The organism is Mesorhizobium sp. M0045, assembly GCF_040323385.1.
GTDB lineage: Bacteria > Pseudomonadota > Alphaproteobacteria > Rhizobiales > Rhizobiaceae > Mesorhizobium.
The window spans coordinates 60669-77049 of sequence record NZ_JAMYUY010000013.1 but is presented as its reverse complement, the minus strand read 5'-3'; the positions used below and the strand labels follow the sequence as shown (position 1 = coordinate 77049).

General features: G+C 63.0%; 16 protein-coding genes and 2 pseudogenes. 3 read left to right on the top strand and 15 right to left on the bottom strand.

What is annotated here, in order from left to right:
• Positions 1-17: 17 nt before the first annotated feature.
• The 11 genes and pseudogenes from NKJ72_RS20455 to NKJ72_RS20405 all read right to left on the bottom strand — a co-directional run.
• Positions 18-1757, bottom strand: a complete 1740-nt coding sequence (locus NKJ72_RS20455) for a relaxase/mobilization nuclease domain-containing protein (RefSeq protein WP_352479117.1) — start codon at positions 1755-1757, stop codon at positions 18-20.
• Positions 1758-2000: 243 nt separating this feature from the next.
• Positions 2001-2771, bottom strand: coding sequence for a lytic transglycosylase domain-containing protein (locus NKJ72_RS20450; RefSeq protein ID WP_352479116.1), 771 nt, complete (start codon positions 2769-2771; stop codon positions 2001-2003).
• A gap of 3 nt (positions 2772-2774) precedes the next feature.
• Positions 2775-3110, bottom strand: a complete 336-nt coding sequence (locus tag NKJ72_RS20445) for a DUF736 domain-containing protein (protein WP_352479115.1) — start codon at positions 3108-3110, stop codon at positions 2775-2777.
• A gap of 91 nt (positions 3111-3201) precedes the next feature.
• The gene (locus tag NKJ72_RS31005; protein WP_502901877.1) at positions 3202-3495 is read right to left on the bottom strand and encodes a S26 family signal peptidase; all 294 of its coding nucleotides are present in this window, start codon (positions 3493-3495) and stop codon (positions 3202-3204) included.
• A 226-nt stretch (positions 3496-3721) separates the two neighbouring features.
• Entirely contained in the window at positions 3722-4240 is a 519-nt protein-coding gene (locus tag NKJ72_RS20435; RefSeq protein WP_352479199.1) for a DUF2840 domain-containing protein, read from the bottom strand.
• Positions 4241-4332: 92 nt separating this feature from the next.
• Entirely contained in the window at positions 4333-4614 is a 282-nt protein-coding gene (locus NKJ72_RS20430) for a helix-turn-helix transcriptional regulator (protein ID WP_352479114.1), read from the bottom strand.
• A 124-nt stretch (positions 4615-4738) separates the two neighbouring features.
• Positions 4739-5227 carry a DUF2285 domain-containing protein gene (locus NKJ72_RS20425; RefSeq protein WP_352479113.1) on the bottom strand — a complete coding sequence of 163 codons (489 nt, stop codon included), beginning with the start codon at positions 5225-5227 and terminating at the stop codon, positions 4739-4741.
• Positions 5163-5501 (bottom strand): transcriptional regulator domain-containing protein, encoded by a 339-nt coding sequence (locus NKJ72_RS20420; RefSeq protein ID WP_352479112.1) that lies wholly within the window; start codon positions 5499-5501, stop codon positions 5163-5165. The genes NKJ72_RS20425 and NKJ72_RS20420 overlap by 65 nt, the downstream gene beginning before the upstream one ends.
• 122 nt (positions 5502-5623) lie before the next feature.
• Positions 5624-5884, bottom strand: coding sequence for a DNA -binding domain-containing protein (locus tag NKJ72_RS20415; RefSeq protein WP_352479111.1), 261 nt, complete (start codon positions 5882-5884; stop codon positions 5624-5626).
• Positions 5885-6066: 182 nt separating this feature from the next.
• Positions 6067-6393 (bottom strand): DUF736 domain-containing protein, encoded by a 327-nt coding sequence (locus tag NKJ72_RS20410; RefSeq protein ID WP_352479110.1) that lies wholly within the window; start codon positions 6391-6393, stop codon positions 6067-6069.
• A 668-nt stretch (positions 6394-7061) separates the two neighbouring features.
• Positions 7062-7374, bottom strand: a pseudogene (locus tag NKJ72_RS20405) (arginase family protein); the annotation flags it as partial.
• Between NKJ72_RS20405 and NKJ72_RS20400 the strand changes: the two are divergent.
• Positions 7342-7716: pseudogene (locus NKJ72_RS20400) on the top strand (Lrp/AsnC family transcriptional regulator). The pseudogenes NKJ72_RS20405 and NKJ72_RS20400 sit on opposite strands and share 33 nt — an antisense overlap.
• A 182-nt stretch (positions 7717-7898) precedes the next feature.
• Here NKJ72_RS20400 and NKJ72_RS20395 read toward each other — a convergent pair.
• The 4 genes from NKJ72_RS20395 to NKJ72_RS20380 all read right to left on the bottom strand — a co-directional run bounded on the left by NKJ72_RS20395 (position 7899) and on the right by NKJ72_RS20380 (position 12930).
• The gene (locus tag NKJ72_RS20395) at positions 7899-8066 is read right to left on the bottom strand and encodes a hypothetical protein (protein ID WP_352479109.1); all 168 of its coding nucleotides are present in this window, start codon (positions 8064-8066) and stop codon (positions 7899-7901) included.
• Positions 8067-8420: 354 nt separating this feature from the next.
• Positions 8421-9350: a DUF2493 domain-containing protein gene (locus NKJ72_RS20390; protein WP_352479108.1), complete on the bottom strand. Its 930-nt coding sequence runs from the start codon at positions 9348-9350 to the stop codon at positions 8421-8423.
• A 344-nt stretch (positions 9351-9694) separates the two neighbouring features.
• Positions 9695-10747 carry a DUF7146 domain-containing protein gene (locus tag NKJ72_RS20385; RefSeq protein WP_352479107.1) on the bottom strand — a complete coding sequence of 351 codons (1053 nt, stop codon included), beginning with the start codon at positions 10745-10747 and terminating at the stop codon, positions 9695-9697.
• Between the two features lie 71 nt (positions 10748-10818).
• Complete coding sequence (locus tag NKJ72_RS20380) at positions 10819-12930, bottom strand: ParB/RepB/Spo0J family partition protein (RefSeq protein WP_352479106.1); 2112 nt, start codon at positions 12928-12930, stop codon at positions 10819-10821.
• A gap of 699 nt (positions 12931-13629) precedes the next feature.
• On the opposite strand from NKJ72_RS20380, the gene ltrA reads away from it, so the two are divergent.
• Both ltrA and NKJ72_RS20370 read left to right on the top strand, forming a co-directional pair.
• Complete coding sequence (gene ltrA, locus NKJ72_RS20375; RefSeq protein ID WP_352479105.1) at positions 13630-15156, top strand: group II intron reverse transcriptase/maturase; 1527 nt, start codon at positions 13630-13632, stop codon at positions 15154-15156.
• 913 nt (positions 15157-16069) lie between these two features.
• The gene (locus tag NKJ72_RS20370; protein WP_352479104.1) at positions 16070-16321 is read left to right on the top strand and encodes a hypothetical protein; all 252 of its coding nucleotides are present in this window, start codon (positions 16070-16072) and stop codon (positions 16319-16321) included.
• Positions 16322-16381: the final 60 nt, after the last annotated feature.

Sequence of the window (16381 nt, the reverse complement as noted above, 5' to 3'; positions counted from 1 at the left end):
GATCCTTTCTTTAACTATCACAGGCCGAGAGCCCGCTTGCGGCCAAAGCTCCACTCGACCCCTCCACCATCGCGGGCAACGCCGGAGACATGTTGGCCGAGATGCTTTTCGAGAGAGGGTGTCCAGGGAACCAGCTGGAAACCGAGACCATCATCGATCATGGCGAAGCGGCCGGAGGCGAGCGTGAAACGTTGGCGATAGGTGCCGGCCACATAGCCACCGCCTGTGACTGGGTTGAAGGGCTTCCCTGTGTCGATCGCGAGCTTGTCGCCGATCGTCTCCAGTTCCTTGCGGCGGAGCGTGTCGAGCAGGTTGCTCGTGAAGACGACCCGCCTTCCCTGCCGCTCTGCCAGCCCCTGACTGACAAGGTGTTCGGCGCGCCGGGTCAAGGCATCGCGGACCTCGGCACCGAAACCGGTCTCGGCTAGGGCCACAGGCTCGCGAGCGATGGCCTGGCGGTCGAGCCAGGTCGCACCTGACGCAACGATTTGTTCATCGACGGCAAGATCGGAGCGCACGGCGAGCGCTGCCCGACGCAGGCCGCACGCATCATCGAAATGGCGCAGCTCGACGATGGATCCCGGCGCGCTGTCTCCAGCAGATTCCAGGTCGGACAGTTTGATGTGATGGGTGCGTCCGTCGACGCCGTCAACCACGGCATAGGCTGTGCCGATCAGCTCGTCGTCGAGCCCACGGTCGACCAGCCGGCCGACAACGGGCGTGTCGAGGCGTTCTGCTGCCAGGACGTAACTGGCCGGACCGCGCTCGATGTGTTGCGCGCTGAGCGCGCGGTGCATGCGCTTGATGATGTCGCCGCGCTCTCCGAGTTCGCGCAATGTCGTCTCGGCCTTGTCGTCGATCAGCCATTGGCCGGGGCCAAGCTGATCGGCGAGACCGAGTGTTTCAAGCTTGCGCAGGCGGCCGACCTTCATCGCATGGAAAGCGTCCGGTTGTCTGTCGGCCTGTGGGGCAAGATCGATGAAGCCGGTGTGGCGGGCATCGCGAGCGAGTTGGCGGTCAAGTTGCGTCCACCGCTCGGACTCGACCTGACGTTCGAGCGCGCGGCGGATCTCGAGATCAGTGCGCAGCCCCAATTCCTGGGTGATGAGGTCGCGCGCCCGGTCGCGCATCCCTTGCCTAATGTAATCCCGCGAGATGACCAGATCCTGGCCATCGTCACGAACCCCACGCACGATCAGGTGGACATGCGGATGCGCGGTGTTCCAGTGATCGACCCCAACCCATTCGAGCCGCGTGGCAAGATCCTTCTCCATCTGCCCGACAAGATCGCGGGCAAAGGACTTGAGGTCCGTCATGTCGAGAGCGTCGTCGGGCGAAACGATGAAGCGGAAATGGTGCCGATCCTCCGCGGTGCGCGCGGCGAAGGCCGCAGCATCTGCATCTTCCGTCCTCGGCCCAAACAGCCGACCCTTCTCCCCGTCCCGGGTTACCCCCTCGCGTCGCAGGTAGCTGAGGTGTGCGCCAAGCACGCGAGCGCGCACGGAATGGCGGACAACGCGGGCTTTGACCACCGCGCCGCACGACCGCGATGTGATGAAGCGATTGGCCTGGATGCTCGCACGCTGACCGTGACCAAAACGGGAGCGGTTGCTGGACACAATCCTGCCCGAGCGCGAGATGCCGCCGCCGGCCTTTTTCGCCGCGGCCAGCGCCTGGGCGATGAACGGCCTGGCCTGCTGGGCGCGCGTCGAGCGCATCCGGCCAGGGCGGATGCGGAACTCGCGCTCATTGTCCATGGCGATATTCCGCAACGTTGAAAAGAGCAGGCAAATACAATGATTTGATGTTGCCGCACACATTGCCCGGAATGTGGACAATGTGCACACGGCGCCAGAAAATCGAGCAGAAACAACCACCCAACCGAGGCGCAATGTGCGCGCTTTTATCTTGCCATCGCTCGGTTGTGTGCGCGGTCTCCAGCCCTGGCGCCCGCCATGGCGCGCTAGAGTCCGCGTCAGCACCAAAGATGGTGTGCCGGTTCATGGCTCAGCCCTCTCGCCCGCTTGCGTCACGAACAGGCCGGCCGACCGAGGTGCGGCATTGGATGATTGGCGCACACTCAGCGCCCTCGGCACGTCATTGGCCGAGTCTTCGACCGTCCGCGCATCCGCTGCAGGCTTTCCTGCCGGCAGCAGGGCGAAAAGCGGTGCTGTCCTCCATCCCGATGACTTAGGGCCCGCCGGCCCGGTCGCTGTCGTAGCAGTGTCGCTGCCAATGGCGGACGCGACGGCTGTCACATAGGCGTGCGTTTCCCGCGGCAGAGGCCGACCCTGCAATGATGCCTCATAGCGCCCGGGGCCTGCATTGTAGGCAGCAATCCACCCGGGCGATCCATAGCGATCCAGGAGTTCGCGGATGTAAGCGGATCCCGCGACGATGTTGTCGCGCGCATCGTATGGATTGCTGCCGAGCCGATATCGAACCCGCAGTTCGGCCCAGGTTGTAGGTACGATCTGCATCAGGCCCATGGCGCCTTTTGGCGAGGTGGCGCGTTGTTCGCCAGCACTTTCCGCGCAAAGGACCGCACGGATCCAGGCGGGCGGAAGCCTAAAACGCCTCGCCGCGTTCGCGATATGGGCCTCGTAGTTGCGCGCCGCCGGCGTGCCGGCTGTGGCACTCTTCGCCACTGCAATCGCAGTACCGGAGGATAGCACGCAGAGCCCGGCAAGCAGGACGAGCGCGTTGGGCCAACCGACGCGAAGCAATGCGGAAGGGTCTAGATGGTTCGTCGACCGACGGCGCGCGGACATCACTCAATCCTTCTCTGCGCGGTCACGCGGACGCGACCACATTAATGCCCAGGAGGTTTTGTCCTCGCCGTCCTGAAACAGGTTGGCGCGAATGGGCTGCGCGAAGGTCGGGTCGTCAATTTGCAGCGACACGAACTCACCGGCCTTTTCGCCGGAGCGTTTCCAACCGGCGCCGATCGCAGGGCCGTCTTCGCCGCCGGCATGCACGCGATAGTCGGGCGCGTTTTCGACGTCGCTCGCTTCGGCCTCGACGATTGCGATGTCGAGGTCGAGTCTGAGCGTACGGATGCGCCCGCAGTAGCCAGTCTGATTGCGCGTGAATTGTCCGATCTGTGGCATGTACTTTGTCCTTTCGAGGATGTTCGGCGGTGATGTCGGGGACGACCTGAAAGGGCCGTCGGTGGCGCGCTCACCGCGCTCGCGCGCGCCATTAAAAGCGGCCGTCGCCTTGCTCGTAGGTCCACAGCGGGACCGCGCGGCCGATGATCTGGTCGGTGGAAACGAGGCCGAAGTAGCGGCCGTCGAGGCTGTCGCGGACCTGCCGGTTCATCAGGAACACAGACGCAGCCGGAACAGAGTGACAGCCCTGCCAGCTTGGCAGATCACGGCCGGCGCGATCTCGCTCAAGCGCGGCGCCAACGTCACGGCCGTCGACGGAGATAGCGAGCTTGATCCGGCATACTGTCTGGCCGGAAACCGCAAGGATGCGTTTGAGCAGCAGCACGCCTTTCGGCAGATAGCCCGCTTGGCAAGGAACTCTGCCAGCGGTTCAGGCGGCCGTACGGCGACAAGGTCGCCAGCCGAAAACTTGCCGCCCCCGTCGATCCGGTAGAAGCCGATCGGCACGCTGGGTGACGCGTTCCAGATAAACCTGGGCGCTGGTGCCGTGAGACCTGGGAGGAACACGCCGGCGCTGGCCAGCGCCATTGCCAGGATGATTGTCGACCGCCTCATGGCCGCACCCTTTTCCGAAGGAGGTAGCCGCAATGCAGATCAAGCGTGTAGGCGCGCGGCTCTTGCCCGGCCGTCATCCGGTGGTGGACGTGCCGCCAGTGATCGGGCGAGACCGTTTCCGGATCGATCCCGAGACGCTCGACGGCATCAATCATCTGCAGCACCTGTTCGACGCTCGGCCAACCTTGCATCGTCAGCAGGATGTCGCCGCCGGGTCGCACGAAAGGCAGCGTCTGGCAGGCTTGGCCGGGTGCAACGGCATGCACGATATCGAGACGGGAGATGATCGCGCCGAAGTCGTTCGATGCCCATCGCACGAAGGCAAAAATGGCGCCGGGGCGAAACCAAAGGACACGCCGGCGCCGGTCGAGGATCTGCTCTCGATCGACGGACCCGAAGCGGATCCAGAACTCGATTTTCTTCGCGATCCATGTCAGTTCGACACGGGTGAGACTGCCGTTCTGCAACGCGTCGCCGGCAGACCCGGTCGAATCCAGGGCCGTGGTATCGGTCATTGTGTGGTCCTGCTCTTTTTGGGAATCAGCCTGATGACGACAAGCAATTGTCCATTGCGCCATCGGCCGCACTGTCTGCGCGGTCCCGCAAATCACCGTCCGGGCCGGCCGGTGAGGATCGCAGGCATCGGCAAATGGCGCTTAGCGGGAAGGACTGAGCCGCGTGGGTCCGAAGTCGAGATCACGGCCCCGCGCTCGGCCCACGCCTGCAGGTCGTCAAGGGCATAGACGACGCGGCCACCGAGTTTGCGATAGGCGGGACCGGTGCCATAGGTGCGATGCTTCTCGAGCGTACGCGATGACAGGCTGAGGAATTCGGCTGCTTCCTTGGTGCGAAGAAAGCGCGGCGGCAAAACGGCTAGATCTGATCGCATGGATGGGCCTCCGTGGGGCTAATGGGAACCGCTGGCGTTCAGCGGCGGATGACGATCACGGTGGCGGAAAGCGGGCTTCGCAGGGGATGGGGAAGATTGGGGGGCGTAATATTTCCACCCCGGGCTAGTGTCGTGTGCGGTGGCGCAGGAGTTGCAGATAGCCTCCGCCGATCATGGCGGCACTGCCTTTGACGAGACCAATGACGGCGTCACGCAGGGATGACGTCTTCCACGGATTGGCGCCTACACGCTCAATTCCGTAACAGGCGTTCGCAATTTCGCGATAGCTGGCGCCGTTCGTGCGGCCATCGGCCGCCTGCATCATCAAGCGCAGGCGACGACGCTGCTGAACGGTTACGCGCGTGTCTGGCGGCACAGGTCGCCGGTGATAGGCCCGCCAGAAACGGACGAGAGCCTCGACGCGTCCCAGCGTTTGAGAATCCAGCGGGATCACCGCCGCCAGCGAATGGTCGCCCTCGCTGCCGGGAAGGAGCAGAATCTGGGTGGCTATCCCGTTGTCATGAATAGCGTGAAATCCCTGCGGGCTCTCACGATGCCTTTCGACTCCGCTGAGCGTCGCGGGGCCGATCGGCAGGCAGTCGGGTGATGACATGAGAGCCAACACCGCGGGATCCACCAGAGGCGACCACAAGACGTCTTGCGCCAGGGCCGAAAGGTCGGGCCGTGCCGGGAAATCGCAACCCCCAGCGTTTCTGGGCCTCAGCGGGAAATGGCTCCCTTTCCGTTTTGGAATGAACAAGGCCCAGGTAGGCGCGATGATAGGCATCTGAGCGGCGTAGACATTCCCAAGCGAGCCCTTCGATTGGCAACCTGTCGAAGAAGTCGTAGCTGTTGTTGTCCCGCCAACGCGACGTGTTCGGCTTCATCGTGCATCTCCTCGCGAAAGGCCAAGTCGTGCTCGAATCGATTCCGGACTCTGGTGGTTGGCGAAACGTCACGGGGAGGCATCGGGTGATGCCTTTTCAGCATCACCGGCCGGCAATGCTCGCTAATCGTCACTCTGACGCAGAAGGTATCGGTAGCCCGTACGCGTCATCCATCGTGCTCGAGCGAGATGGCTGTCATAGACGCTCCGGGCACGTTGCGAGTCCTTGGTCGGATCAATCCCGAAGAGCACCTTGACCACCTCGCGCCAATCGGCGCCGTCAGCGTCAGCGTCGAACAGACGCATGTAGAGCTTCACATGGCTGCGATCGTAGTCGCTGAGTTCATCGCCAGTCGGCGCGGTCTCCTCAAATGGCTCAATCATGGCTGCCCTCCCCCGGCAAACGGCCGAGATTTAAGTCCGAATCCTATAGGTCTGGTTTCGCCGGCACAGGAGGCTCGTAGTGCATCACGCGATGCTGTCTCGGCATCGCCCCCGATGAGCCAGCCAAGGCTGCTTCAAAATGGGAGCCCGCCCGATCGGGTCGGGCGGGCTTCTCGGGCGCCCTATTCGGCGTTGCGGCGGCTCGGACGGGACCAGATCAGGCTGTGGCCCTCGCCCTCCTCGTCATCGAAGAGGTTGGCGAAGATCGGGGCGTTGAAACTCGGATCGTCGAGCTTGAGGCCGAGATAATTGCGACCTTCGTTGGACTGCTTGGCCCAGGCGGCGCCGATCTCGGCTCGGCCGACGAAGACCCGGTGGCTGGGGGCGTTGTCGCCGTTGGCGCGGGTTTCGGGAACGATGCGAACGCCGCGGGCCTGGACGCTGAGGGTGACGATGTCGCCCGTAAACTCGTTGTTGCCGGACTTCTTGAAGGTGCCGATGGTAGCCATGATAGTTCTCCTTGATCCTGTTTGTTTCGAGCCACACCATTGTGGTCTCGATGGTGATCGAAAGGTCGGAGGCGATCGCCGGCGCACCCAGGGGCCGAAGCGAAGCGGAGGACGGTGCGGGAGAGACTTTGTTGTACCGCGAGGAATGACGGCGAAGCCGGCAGGGGAAGAAAGTCGCGACGTGCCGTTGCGTCACAGGCGATCGAGGCAAAGCCGTCTTTCGACCAGAAACACCAATCGAAGAGACCGCTATCGGTGTGATTGTGACAACAGGCGGATAAGGAGATATGGCTGCCGGGATCGGACTTCTTGGAGAGAACGACGTGACGCTCGATCAGTGCCAAAGGCCTATGCTGCCAGCACTGCTGATCGCATTTCCCTGTGACAAGCCGTGCTCCTAGCCCTCGATGCCATCCTGTCGTCGGATGGGATCGAGGTGGCGGACATGGGTCGGGCCGGCGCGGGCAAGTTGTTGACCGACTGAACGCTGCGATGAGGCAGCGCACCCCGATTAAGCTGGAGCAACTCCAACCGGGCGAAACGGCTGGAGCTTGCCTACAGGACACTGCTTCCAGGAGTTTGCCTCACGCCGCGGGTTGCATGGCCGCCCTCAGCAGCATGCCGAACAGCTCGCGTGGCTCGTCGGGATCGGCTAAGAGGTCGCGCACGCCCGGTTCGACGGAGCGGCGGGCGAGGCCCGACACGGTCCCGGCCGAGATCGAATGATCCCCGCCGAGGAAATCGGCATGGCGTCCGCACTCGCCGCGCAGGCGGCCTCGGCAATAGCGAATGTCCAGGCGGATATCTCGAGCAGCGCCTTCAGCGCCAGGTTTTCATGGACGATGCGCCTTACCGGAATTGCCTGGACGTGCCCATATCCTCAACAGCGTGGCCAAGACCTGACAGCGTCTCAGCAAGCCCCGCGGTTCTCAGGGCGCTCGCGGCAGCGTGTCTGATCTCGCCGATCTCGGCCTCTCGCACGCCACGGTCAGGGCGCGTATGGAGCGGCTGGAACGGTCCGGCGCATCATCGGCTACGGTGGTGCTGCGCGCCGACGCAGGTCGATCAGCGCATGCGCGGTATCATGCTCATTGAGATTGAGGGCCATGCCGCCGCCCGCGTGGTCTTGGCACTGGGCGGCTTCCGGAAGTCTCGACCATCCATACCACCAATCGATGAGATCTGGTGGTTGAACTCGGCACGGCCTCGCTGACCGATTTCGATGCCGTGCTGCGCCGCATCCGGCTGCCAGCCGGCATAACGGGCAGCGAAACGCGCCTGCTCCTGGCCACGCCGCGCACGACGCGGGCACGACTGACCTAGCTGTTGCGGGAAGGCGCTGATTTTGGCACGTTCTTCATAGGCGGCGGGGTTGTTCATCTTGCCGGTCGCTCGACCTGTAGCAGCCCCGCCAGATTTGGCCGGTGACATGGAGGTGCGGAGCACTTCGTCGAGGCGCGTCTGAGTTCGACGTCGCCTCGCTTGTCGGTGCGTCCCGGGCGGGTTCATTCAGCATAGGGGTCGATTTCGCCGACGATCTCCGAGATGTCTCCGTCGTAGTCGTCGATTGGCGCTACGGAGAGTGTGCCGTCCCCCGCGCGGAAGATGACGATGCTGACCATCAGGGTGGTGGCGAGGCTGAAGGCCAAGGCGTTTGCTACTGCGAGGGACATCTTTTCGGCTCCTGTTTGGAAGCGGGGATCGATCCCCGTGTGACAGGCGCCCGATGTGTCCGGCCGAGGGCCGCAATCACCGGAGAGGCGAAGCCGAAGCGGCGGCACGCTTTGCGTAGTCCGACCCTTTACGGGTTGATGGAACCAGGCCCTCGGACCGGACCAAGGAATTGCGCTGATGAACGCGAGGATCGGTTCGTGCTTTCAATTTCAGAAGCCGGTAAGACCTGAAGTTCGAGCCGTGCTGGCCCGCAGTCGTCGCGATCGTGCCGGCAGCGCCATGGCCCGACCGCCGTCCGGAACGAACACACCAGTAGACGAGTATGGCGCTGGCGTTGGCCTCGGCCGTCCCTTTCATGCGGCGCCGAATTTCAGGACCGGGATGCCGAGCTTGCGTGCCTTGTCGGCGAGGTTGTCCTGAATGCCCGTGCCAGGGAAATGAATGACGCCGATCGGCAAAGTGTCGAGCATTGCATCGTTGCGCTTGAACGGAGCGGCCTTGGCATGCCTGGTCCAGTCAGGCTTGAAGGCGATCTGTGGCACCTTGCGATTGTGAGCCCATCTGGCCGCGATCAACTCGGCCCCCTTGGGCGATCCGCCGTGGAGCAGGACCATATCCGGATGCTTGGCATGGACCTGGTCAAGCTTGGCCCAGATCAGGCGATGGTCATTGAAGTCGAGCCCGCCGGTGACGGCGACCTTCGGCCCGGGAGGCAGAAGCGCATGGGTATTGGCATGCCTCTTGGCGGCAAGGAAATCGCGACTGTCGATCATGGCCGCTGTGAGATTGCGGTGGTTGACGACGGAGCCCGAACGCGGTCGCCAGGTGGAATGCGTGTGACGCTCGAAATGTTCGGAGGCCTGGTCGCGCATCAGTTCGAACGCGTTGCGTCGTTCTATAAGCGTCTGGCCCAGCGCGATGAGGCGCTCGAGCTCTGTGGACTTGACCTCTGAACCGTCCTGTTCGCGCTGCAGCGTTTGCTGGGCGAGCTCGTTGGCGTCGAGGTCGCGTTCGATCCGGGCAACGGCGCGATGGAAGAGATTGACCGTCCCCCAGAGCAGTTCCTCGAGGTCCGGTTCGAGGCGCGTATCGGACAGCGCCACCACGAGGGCGTCGAAAATGTCGGCCATGCTGGCTGCGATGACACAGCCTTCGGGAAGCGGACGCGGATCGGGTTCGTCCTCGAACGGCCGGTAGCCGTAGAGCTGGAGTTCCTGCAGGACGTGATCGGTTGGAGAGAATGGGAGTTGCGGTTCAAAGTCGGTATCGTGCTGGCTGCCCATGGCGGTTTCCTCCGGTGGACCGGCCGCGCCTATCGCGGCCTTCATGGCGACGAAGGCGGCGGGCGGTCCGGACTTGCACCCGCAGCGCCAGCGCAGGGCCGTAACGGAGTGGAGGATGGCGAGCCCGGCTATTTTGTTTCGCGCTGGAAAGGCCTGATACCGGGTCCCCGCGGGGTGCCGGGGTGCAAAGGCCGCCGGAAAATAGCCGGACGCAGCCATTGCCGGTCCGGGCCGGCTGGTGCCCGATCGCCCTTTGGGAGGCCGCAGGCTCGTCCTCTCTAGCTCGGTCCCGCATAGGCATGTTAAGAGTCCGCAACAACGCTGAGCCCCGTTCTCTTTCTCAGTCAGGCTGTGGGCGACATGAAACGTGCCACATCCTGGGGTGGCATCTGAACCCGCAAAGTCGCCCTCAGAGCATCAAGACCGAGCAGGCGCAGATCCTCGTTGAAGTCGCCGAGTTGCGGTGTCAGCACCCTGGCCTCAATCCCGGCCGCGTTGGCGCGTTCGACGAGCGCCGCCATTGCTCCATCCCCGGCCGGATCATTGTCGCGAACGATATAGAGCCGCCGCAGCGTGGCAGGAAAGACGATGGCCGCCAGATGCGCTGCCGACAGGGCTGAGATCGCCGGCAAGGAGGGCAGCGCTGAACGTTGCGACAATATGGTCTCGATGCCTTCACCGGCCGCCATCACGTCACTTTCGACACCAAAGCGGACCGCGTGCCCAAGCAGTTCGCCCATGGCTCGCCGCGGCGTGTCGATCGGAGCCCGGCCTAGGCGGGCCTCGCTAAAACCGCCGGGATCGAGCCATGTGCGGTGTGCGCCGGTGAGCTTGCCATTGAGGTCGGTCACCGTCGCGATCATCGCGGGCCAAAGCTCGGTTGGCCCCTCATCGTCGGGGCGATAGTAACAGCGCGGATGAAAGCGGAGACTTTCAGTTTCGTGCAAGGCCGTTATTCCGCGTGCACGCAAATATGTCTCCACAAGCGTGCGTGCAATCGGCTGTGACATTGAGACCAGCCGCCGCGCCGCTTCCGTGGAGCCTGCCGAAGCGGACGCCGCTCGGACTGGTTCTTTTGCATTGTGCGTTGGCTTGGGCATCGACAAGAAGCGACGCGCCTCATCGGCAACCTCCTTGAAGCCCGCCACGCCAAGGGATTCGGAAATGACGTCGAGGAGGTCGCCATGTTCGCCGGTGGCGGCGTCGGTCCATTTGCCAGCCGCGCCTCTGCCGGATTCGCTACCTTGCAAACGCACGAACATGGAGCGACCGGGCGCGTTGCGCACATCGCCGACAAGCCAGTAACGACCCGCGCGGTGACCGTTCGAAAGATAGTGGCGGCATACGGCCTCGGCCTGTGCGGCCAGCCGTCGCGCAAGATCAGCGGCATGGTGCATTGCGGACTCCCAAACGAAAAACGGGCCCGCCGTTGCGGACGGGCCCTCGGGTCTACGTGTTGCTCCTTTGGCTATTCGGCCGCGACCGCTTGCGTATCGATCTCGGCGGCTTCATCTTCGATCTGTAGCTCGGTTTCCGCCATAGCCTTTTCGCCGCCGCACTCCGCCATTTCCTCCACATCCTGGTCGATCGAACTGCCGATCACGGTCGACGAGGGTTCAGTGAGAGCCACGACTGGGCGACCGGGCGTGCGCAGTTGCTCCGGCAACCATCCTGAAGCCGCGAGCAATTCCTGCGCCTTCTCGGCCATGTCGCCCTTCTTCAGGTGCTCGATTCGATCGCCCGCACGCGTGCCCCTCGCTTCGCGAACAGACGCGAGAATACGAGCCTTGGTGACGCGGCCGAGATAGGTGTCGACGGTTGGAACCCACCCGGCCGCAACCATATCGAGATCGACGGCCTGCGCGAGCTGGTCGGCATGCGCCAACGCACGCGGGCGACGATTGTAAGCCTCGTACATCGCGTTGACCGACAGCGACACACAATGTGCAAACAAGGTCTGACGGCTGTCGCTGTCGAACGCCAGCAAAGCATCCCACAATTCGCCAGGCTCTCTTGGAAGCACCGCAACCCAGCACTGGTGGCGGGCGTCGACTGCCGACGCCATGCTAGTATCGTTCAAGCCCGGCGCTTGCGTGCCGAAACTGACGATCTTCAGATCCAGTTCCAGGCATGTATCGGAGCCGTAGCGATAGAACGCGCGTAGCGTGAGGGCATGGAGCGCGGCGACGAATGCGACATCAGGCTGCTCGCCGAGCGCGTGGCGCAGGGCAAGCGTGCGATGGGCAGTTAGCTCGGTCATCAAGCGATCCGGGATTGGCTTCAAGCCGTCGTCCTCCTCTTGCTCCATCACGGTCTCGATAGCGGCGCTCGAACGATCGACTTCGCGCTCTGGTCGCGCTGCGACGGCGTCAGTTTCGCCATCGGCTTCCGTTTCGACCGGACGTTCGTCTTTGGGGCGAACATACCCGCGCTCGACCTTGAGGTTGCCCGATGCATCGATGCTGACGAAGGCACCGGCGCGCCCGATTTCCTCTGGATCGAAAACCTCAGGCCTTTCGTCAAGCGCACCGATTGTGGTTTCGATCTCGCCGAACCGTTCGTCGACCTCTTCGGGCAGATCGTCGGCGTCGGCGTAAGTCTGCTCCAGCGCGTCCAACTCGGCTTGAAGTGCGTCGCGGGTCGCCTGCTCGGGCTCGGTGAGAGCGGGCTGCTCGCCACGGAGGCGGCGCAGACCGTAGGTGTGGCCATAGGGAAAGTCAGGAGCGACATCGATCCACTTCCAGCCCTCAGCCGAAATTGCCTCAGCCTGCAGCCGGAGCTTCTCGGCAACCAGCGCTTCCAAGAGCCCGACATCCTGCAGCCAACCGCCCTCGTCGCCTTGGAAGAGGTCACGCATGACGACGCCCCCGGCTTCGGTATAGGCGTCGAGCCCGACATATTGCGCACGCTTGTCAGCAGCACGCACTGCGGCTTCTGTCAGCATGCGGCGGATGACGTGCGGTTCCTTGTTGTAACTCTGGGTAAGACGTTCGAAGACCTGCTCCTGCCGTTCGTGATCGCCATTAACGGTGAACGCCATGAGCTGGTCGAGGGTCATGCCGTCGTCGGCATAGACCTCAAGGAGTTTGGGCGAGACTGATGCAAGGCGAAGCCGCTGTTTCACAACCGACACCGAAACGAACTGGTTGGCGGCGATTTCCTCTTCCGACATGCCCTTCTCGCGAAACGCTAGGAAGGCGCGGAACTGATCCAGCGGATGCAGTGGAGCGCGCTGGATATTTTCGGCGAGCGAGTCTTCCTCGGCCAAGCCCCCTTCGCGAACAACGCAGGGCACCGGCGCATTCTTGGCAAGGCGCCTCTGCTTGACAAGGAGTTCGAGAGCGCGATAGCGGCGCCCGCCGGCCGGGATTTCGAACATGCCGGTCTCGTTGCCGTCCGCATCGCGCACAGGCCTGACGGTGATGCTCTGTAGGAGCGTTCGCCGGGCGATGTCCTCCGCCAGGTCTTCGATTGATACGCCGGCCTTGATCCGCCGAACGTTCGCCTGGGAGATGACGAGTTGATTGAAGGGGATGTCGCGCGCCGACGACAGGGTGATTTTCTTCGCAGCCGTAGCCATTGAGAAGCACTCCGCGACGGGCGGCCGAAAGCCTCTCTCTCGGCCTCCAACCCGTCAGTGCGCCAAGCACAGCCCTCTAACTCTTTGACCAGAAAGGAGAAACGCCGAGTTGGAGGACTAGCCACCAACATCTCCGGAGGGCGAAAAACCCTCCCCGCCACACGGTGCAGCGTGGGGCGCGAAGCGAACGGGTGAGGCCGACCGGGTGCTTCCGGGGAGCCGTAAATCAGCAGAACCCGTTAAAGCCGGGCGTGAGGGAACTTCCGATCCCGAGAACGGCCCGGCCAGCGAGTCCGCCATGGAGAGGGAAACCGAACCGATGGCCGAAGCCCCGTCAGGAGGTTCCTCACCGACTCGGAAGTGGGTGAGGCAGTCGAAAGACTTGTGGAGTGCCGACGCGCGATTGATGGGTGCGCGTCAGGGATGTCGGGGAAACCCGCCATCAGCGTCCGGGAAAGCCTGCAAGGCCCGGAAGCCGGATTCCACACGGGGTAGAGTCGGCTCCTACAGCGGACGAGGAGCAGCTGGTGGAACTTGGGAACCCGCCCGCGTTGCCGACCCTCACGGGATCGGCTGGCCGAAGCGACCGGCGAACGCGCGAAGCGGGGCGGAGCCTGCGTAGTAGTCCGAGGACGGGAAAGCCGTCCGCATGGCGAAGGCGGGCAGTGGATACACTTTGTAAGCAGGAGAGGGACAACCATGTCCGACACGGTGAATACCGGGTTCATTCTCGACATGCAGCGCAAGCTGTATCGGTGGAGTGCCGCGGACCCCGACAAGAGGTTTGCGGATCTGTTCAATATCGTATGCGATCGCGGAACGCTGCTTCATGCCTGGCAACGGCTGGCCCGTAACAAGGGTAGCAACACGCCCGGTACGGACGGCGTGACGCGCAAGGCGGTCGAAGGGCGGCCCGATGGTGTCGCAGGCTTTCTGGAAGATATCCGGCAAGACCTGCGGCAGGGAACTTACCGGCCTGAACCTGTCCGGCAGAGGTTAATACCGAAGCCCGGCAAACCGGGAAAGTTCCGACCCTTGGGCATACCCACGCTCAGAGACCGACTGGTCCAGATGGCGCTCAAGCTGGTGCTGGAGCCGATCTTCGAGGCGGACTTCTATCCGACCTCGTATGGCTTCCGTCCCGGCCGGAGCACCCATGACGCACTCGCGAGGGTGCGCCATAAGTTGAACCCGACATCAGCCGGTCCTTCGCGGACCCGGTATGTGATCGAGGGGGATATCAAAGGGTGCTTCGATGCCATCGATCATCACGTGCTGATGGAACGCGTGCGACGCCGCGTCCGGGACCGCAAGGTCCTGGGGCTGGTGCTCGCCTTCCTGAAGGCCGACATCATGATCGAAGGCAGCCTTCGGCACCCGGTGACCGGCACCCCGCAGGGGGGAATCGTCTCGCCGCTCTTGGCCAACGTCTATCTGACGGCCATCGACGAGAGATACCGGCGTTGGGTTCCCAATCCACGCGACAAGACCCGCGAGCGGGCGCAACAGCGCCTGCAGTCCGACTATTACCGTGGTCGGCCGGGCTTCTATGTGGTGCGGTACGCGGATGATTTGGTCGTCCTCGTACAGGGAACACAGCAGGAGGCCGAAGAAGAGCGTCTGGCGCTGGCGCAGTTCCTGAAAGAGGAATTGCGCATGGAGTTGTCGATGGAAAAGACCAAGATCACCGATGTCCGGGAAGGCTTCGACTTTCTCGGCTATCGGGTCGCGCAGGTCAGGATGCCGTCATCTGACCGGCGTCTCGGCCTGCTTTTCATTCCGAAGGGCAAGTCGCAGTTCCTGCGCGACAAGATCAAGGTCAAGGTGAGGGAAAAGCCAACAGGCCAGACCCTCGCTGAACTCATCGACGACCTCAACCCGGTCATCATCGGCTGGCGCAACTACTACCGCTATGCCACACGGGCATGGAGGGAGTTCAGCAAGCACGATTGGTGGCTGTACCGGCGCATAAAGTACTGGCTCGGGAAGAAACACGGCAAGGCGTCTGGAAGGACACTGCGCCGTATATACACCGAGTCGGGAGCCGGGAAAGGCGGCAGTTGGCGAGTGGGCAGGAAGAAACTCGCCCGGTTCGCCGACACTAAACGCCCGCGATACCCGGACCGAGGCCTTCGCATACCGAACGGATGGAACGACCCGGATGAGCACTTCCGAAAAGGGGATGCCACCTTCTGGGAGTCGACCAACGCCCTCGCCACACTGTGAGGGCCACCCGTGGCCGAAGGCCACGCATGGAGAGCCGGATGCTTGGAAACTTGCACGTCCGGTTCGGAGCGGGGGATGAAGAGACCTGCCTCGGAGACGAGGTAAGGCGCTTCATCCCTACTCTACCGGCCAAGACCGCAGCCCTCTCACCCTAACTGGGCGCTGCCTACAAACAATATTTCGCTTGGGCCGAATACTGCCGGATGATGCAATCGCTGGCCTCGACATTCCCAACCATCAAACCGAACTGGATTTGCAGCACGCGGAGGACATTCGCATCATGACCCCGCTTGCCTGAACCCGTGCCAACCGCACCGATGGCGGAACCCAGTAAAAGACTATCGCTGCACCCGCGATATTCACGCCGACGACGGTCGGCGCCGAGGGAAAACGGCGTATAAACCGCAGTCCTGCGCGCGTCTGCAACAAGGACGAGTGTCGCGCGTAGGATGGAGGAAATTCGCCCCCGCCGCTGACGGTTAACGGGACAGCCGTAGGAGCGTCAGCATAGCGCCGGCCGCAGGGACGGGACGCGGGACCGAATGTCCCCGCCGGCGGTGGTCCGCATGTTGCGCCCAGGATGGGAGCCGAACGGCGGTCGCTCTGGGTTCCAAGTGTCGATAGCTAGCCGCCGATCGGCGACAATGATCTGTTTCCTGCGGGCAAGGCATTGCGCACCACAATTCCAGTCTGGCATTCATCCGATTTGCACTCCACAGCTTCCTTTTGCCGTACGACCTGTTGAGAGGGCTTCCGCCCAACGCAATGTTCCTTAGTGTGGCAACACACGCTCGCCGTTCAGGGACATCTGCATGAAGTTAGTTTGTTCGGGCAGCATCACGGTGCCATTTCAAAGGACTTCCACCTATCGCAACCGTCCGACGCGTGCCCGGACAGTCCCGGGGCAAGGCCCGTGAAGAGTGATGCAATCTCGTATCCCCCGCGAGGTCTCTCTCGTGATGAAGCGGCACGTTATGTTGGCGTTGGGTCGACGCTCTTCGAGGAGATGGTTGCTGACGGGCGCATGCCGAGACCTAAGCATATCAATAGCCGCACCATCTGGGACCGTGTAGCCCTCGATATCGCTTTCACCTCGTTGCCGGAGAAGGACAGCGGTCTCCAAGAGCTGTTGGAACGAAGCAAACGGGATGGAGGAAAAAGATGATAGCTACGCCAGTTGCGTATACGCTGTAGACGTAGTATGGCTGTGACTTGTGCGGAAGGC

What these genes read in the sequence shown, in the direction of transcription:
- NKJ72_RS20455 (WP_352479117.1), bottom strand. Translation starts at nt 1,757, where the DNA reads ATGGACAATGAGCGCGAGTTCCGCATCCGCCCTGGCCGGATGCGCTCG.
- NKJ72_RS20450 (WP_352479116.1), bottom strand. Translation starts at nt 2,771, where the DNA reads ATGTCCGCGCGCCGTCGGTCGACGAACCATCTAGACCCTTCCGCATTG.
- NKJ72_RS20445 (WP_352479115.1), bottom strand. Translation starts at nt 3,110, where the DNA reads ATGCCACAGATCGGACAATTCACGCGCAATCAGACTGGCTACTGCGGG.
- NKJ72_RS20435 (WP_352479199.1), bottom strand. Translation starts at nt 4,240, where the DNA reads ATGACCGATACCACGGCCCTGGATTCGACCGGGTCTGCCGGCGACGCG.
- NKJ72_RS20430 (WP_352479114.1), bottom strand. Translation starts at nt 4,614, where the DNA reads ATGCGATCAGATCTAGCCGTTTTGCCGCCGCGCTTTCTTCGCACCAAG.
- NKJ72_RS20425 (WP_352479113.1), bottom strand. Translation starts at nt 5,227, where the DNA reads ATGTCATCACCCGACTGCCTGCCGATCGGCCCCGCGACGCTCAGCGGA.
- NKJ72_RS20420 (WP_352479112.1), bottom strand. Translation starts at nt 5,501, where the DNA reads ATGAAGCCGAACACGTCGCGTTGGCGGGACAACAACAGCTACGACTTC.
- NKJ72_RS20415 (WP_352479111.1), bottom strand. Translation starts at nt 5,884, where the DNA reads ATGATTGAGCCATTTGAGGAGACCGCGCCGACTGGCGATGAACTCAGC.
- NKJ72_RS20410 (WP_352479110.1), bottom strand. Translation starts at nt 6,393, where the DNA reads ATGGCTACCATCGGCACCTTCAAGAAGTCCGGCAACAACGAGTTTACG.
- NKJ72_RS20395 (WP_352479109.1), bottom strand. Translation starts at nt 8,066, where the DNA reads ATGTCCCTCGCAGTAGCAAACGCCTTGGCCTTCAGCCTCGCCACCACC.
- NKJ72_RS20390 (WP_352479108.1), bottom strand. Translation starts at nt 9,350, where the DNA reads ATGGGCAGCCAGCACGATACCGACTTTGAACCGCAACTCCCATTCTCT.
- NKJ72_RS20385 (WP_352479107.1), bottom strand. Translation starts at nt 10,747, where the DNA reads ATGCACCATGCCGCTGATCTTGCGCGACGGCTGGCCGCACAGGCCGAG.
- NKJ72_RS20380 (WP_352479106.1), bottom strand. Translation starts at nt 12,930, where the DNA reads ATGGCTACGGCTGCGAAGAAAATCACCCTGTCGTCGGCGCGCGACATC.
- ltrA (WP_352479105.1), top strand. Translation starts at nt 13,630, where the DNA reads ATGTCCGACACGGTGAATACCGGGTTCATTCTCGACATGCAGCGCAAG.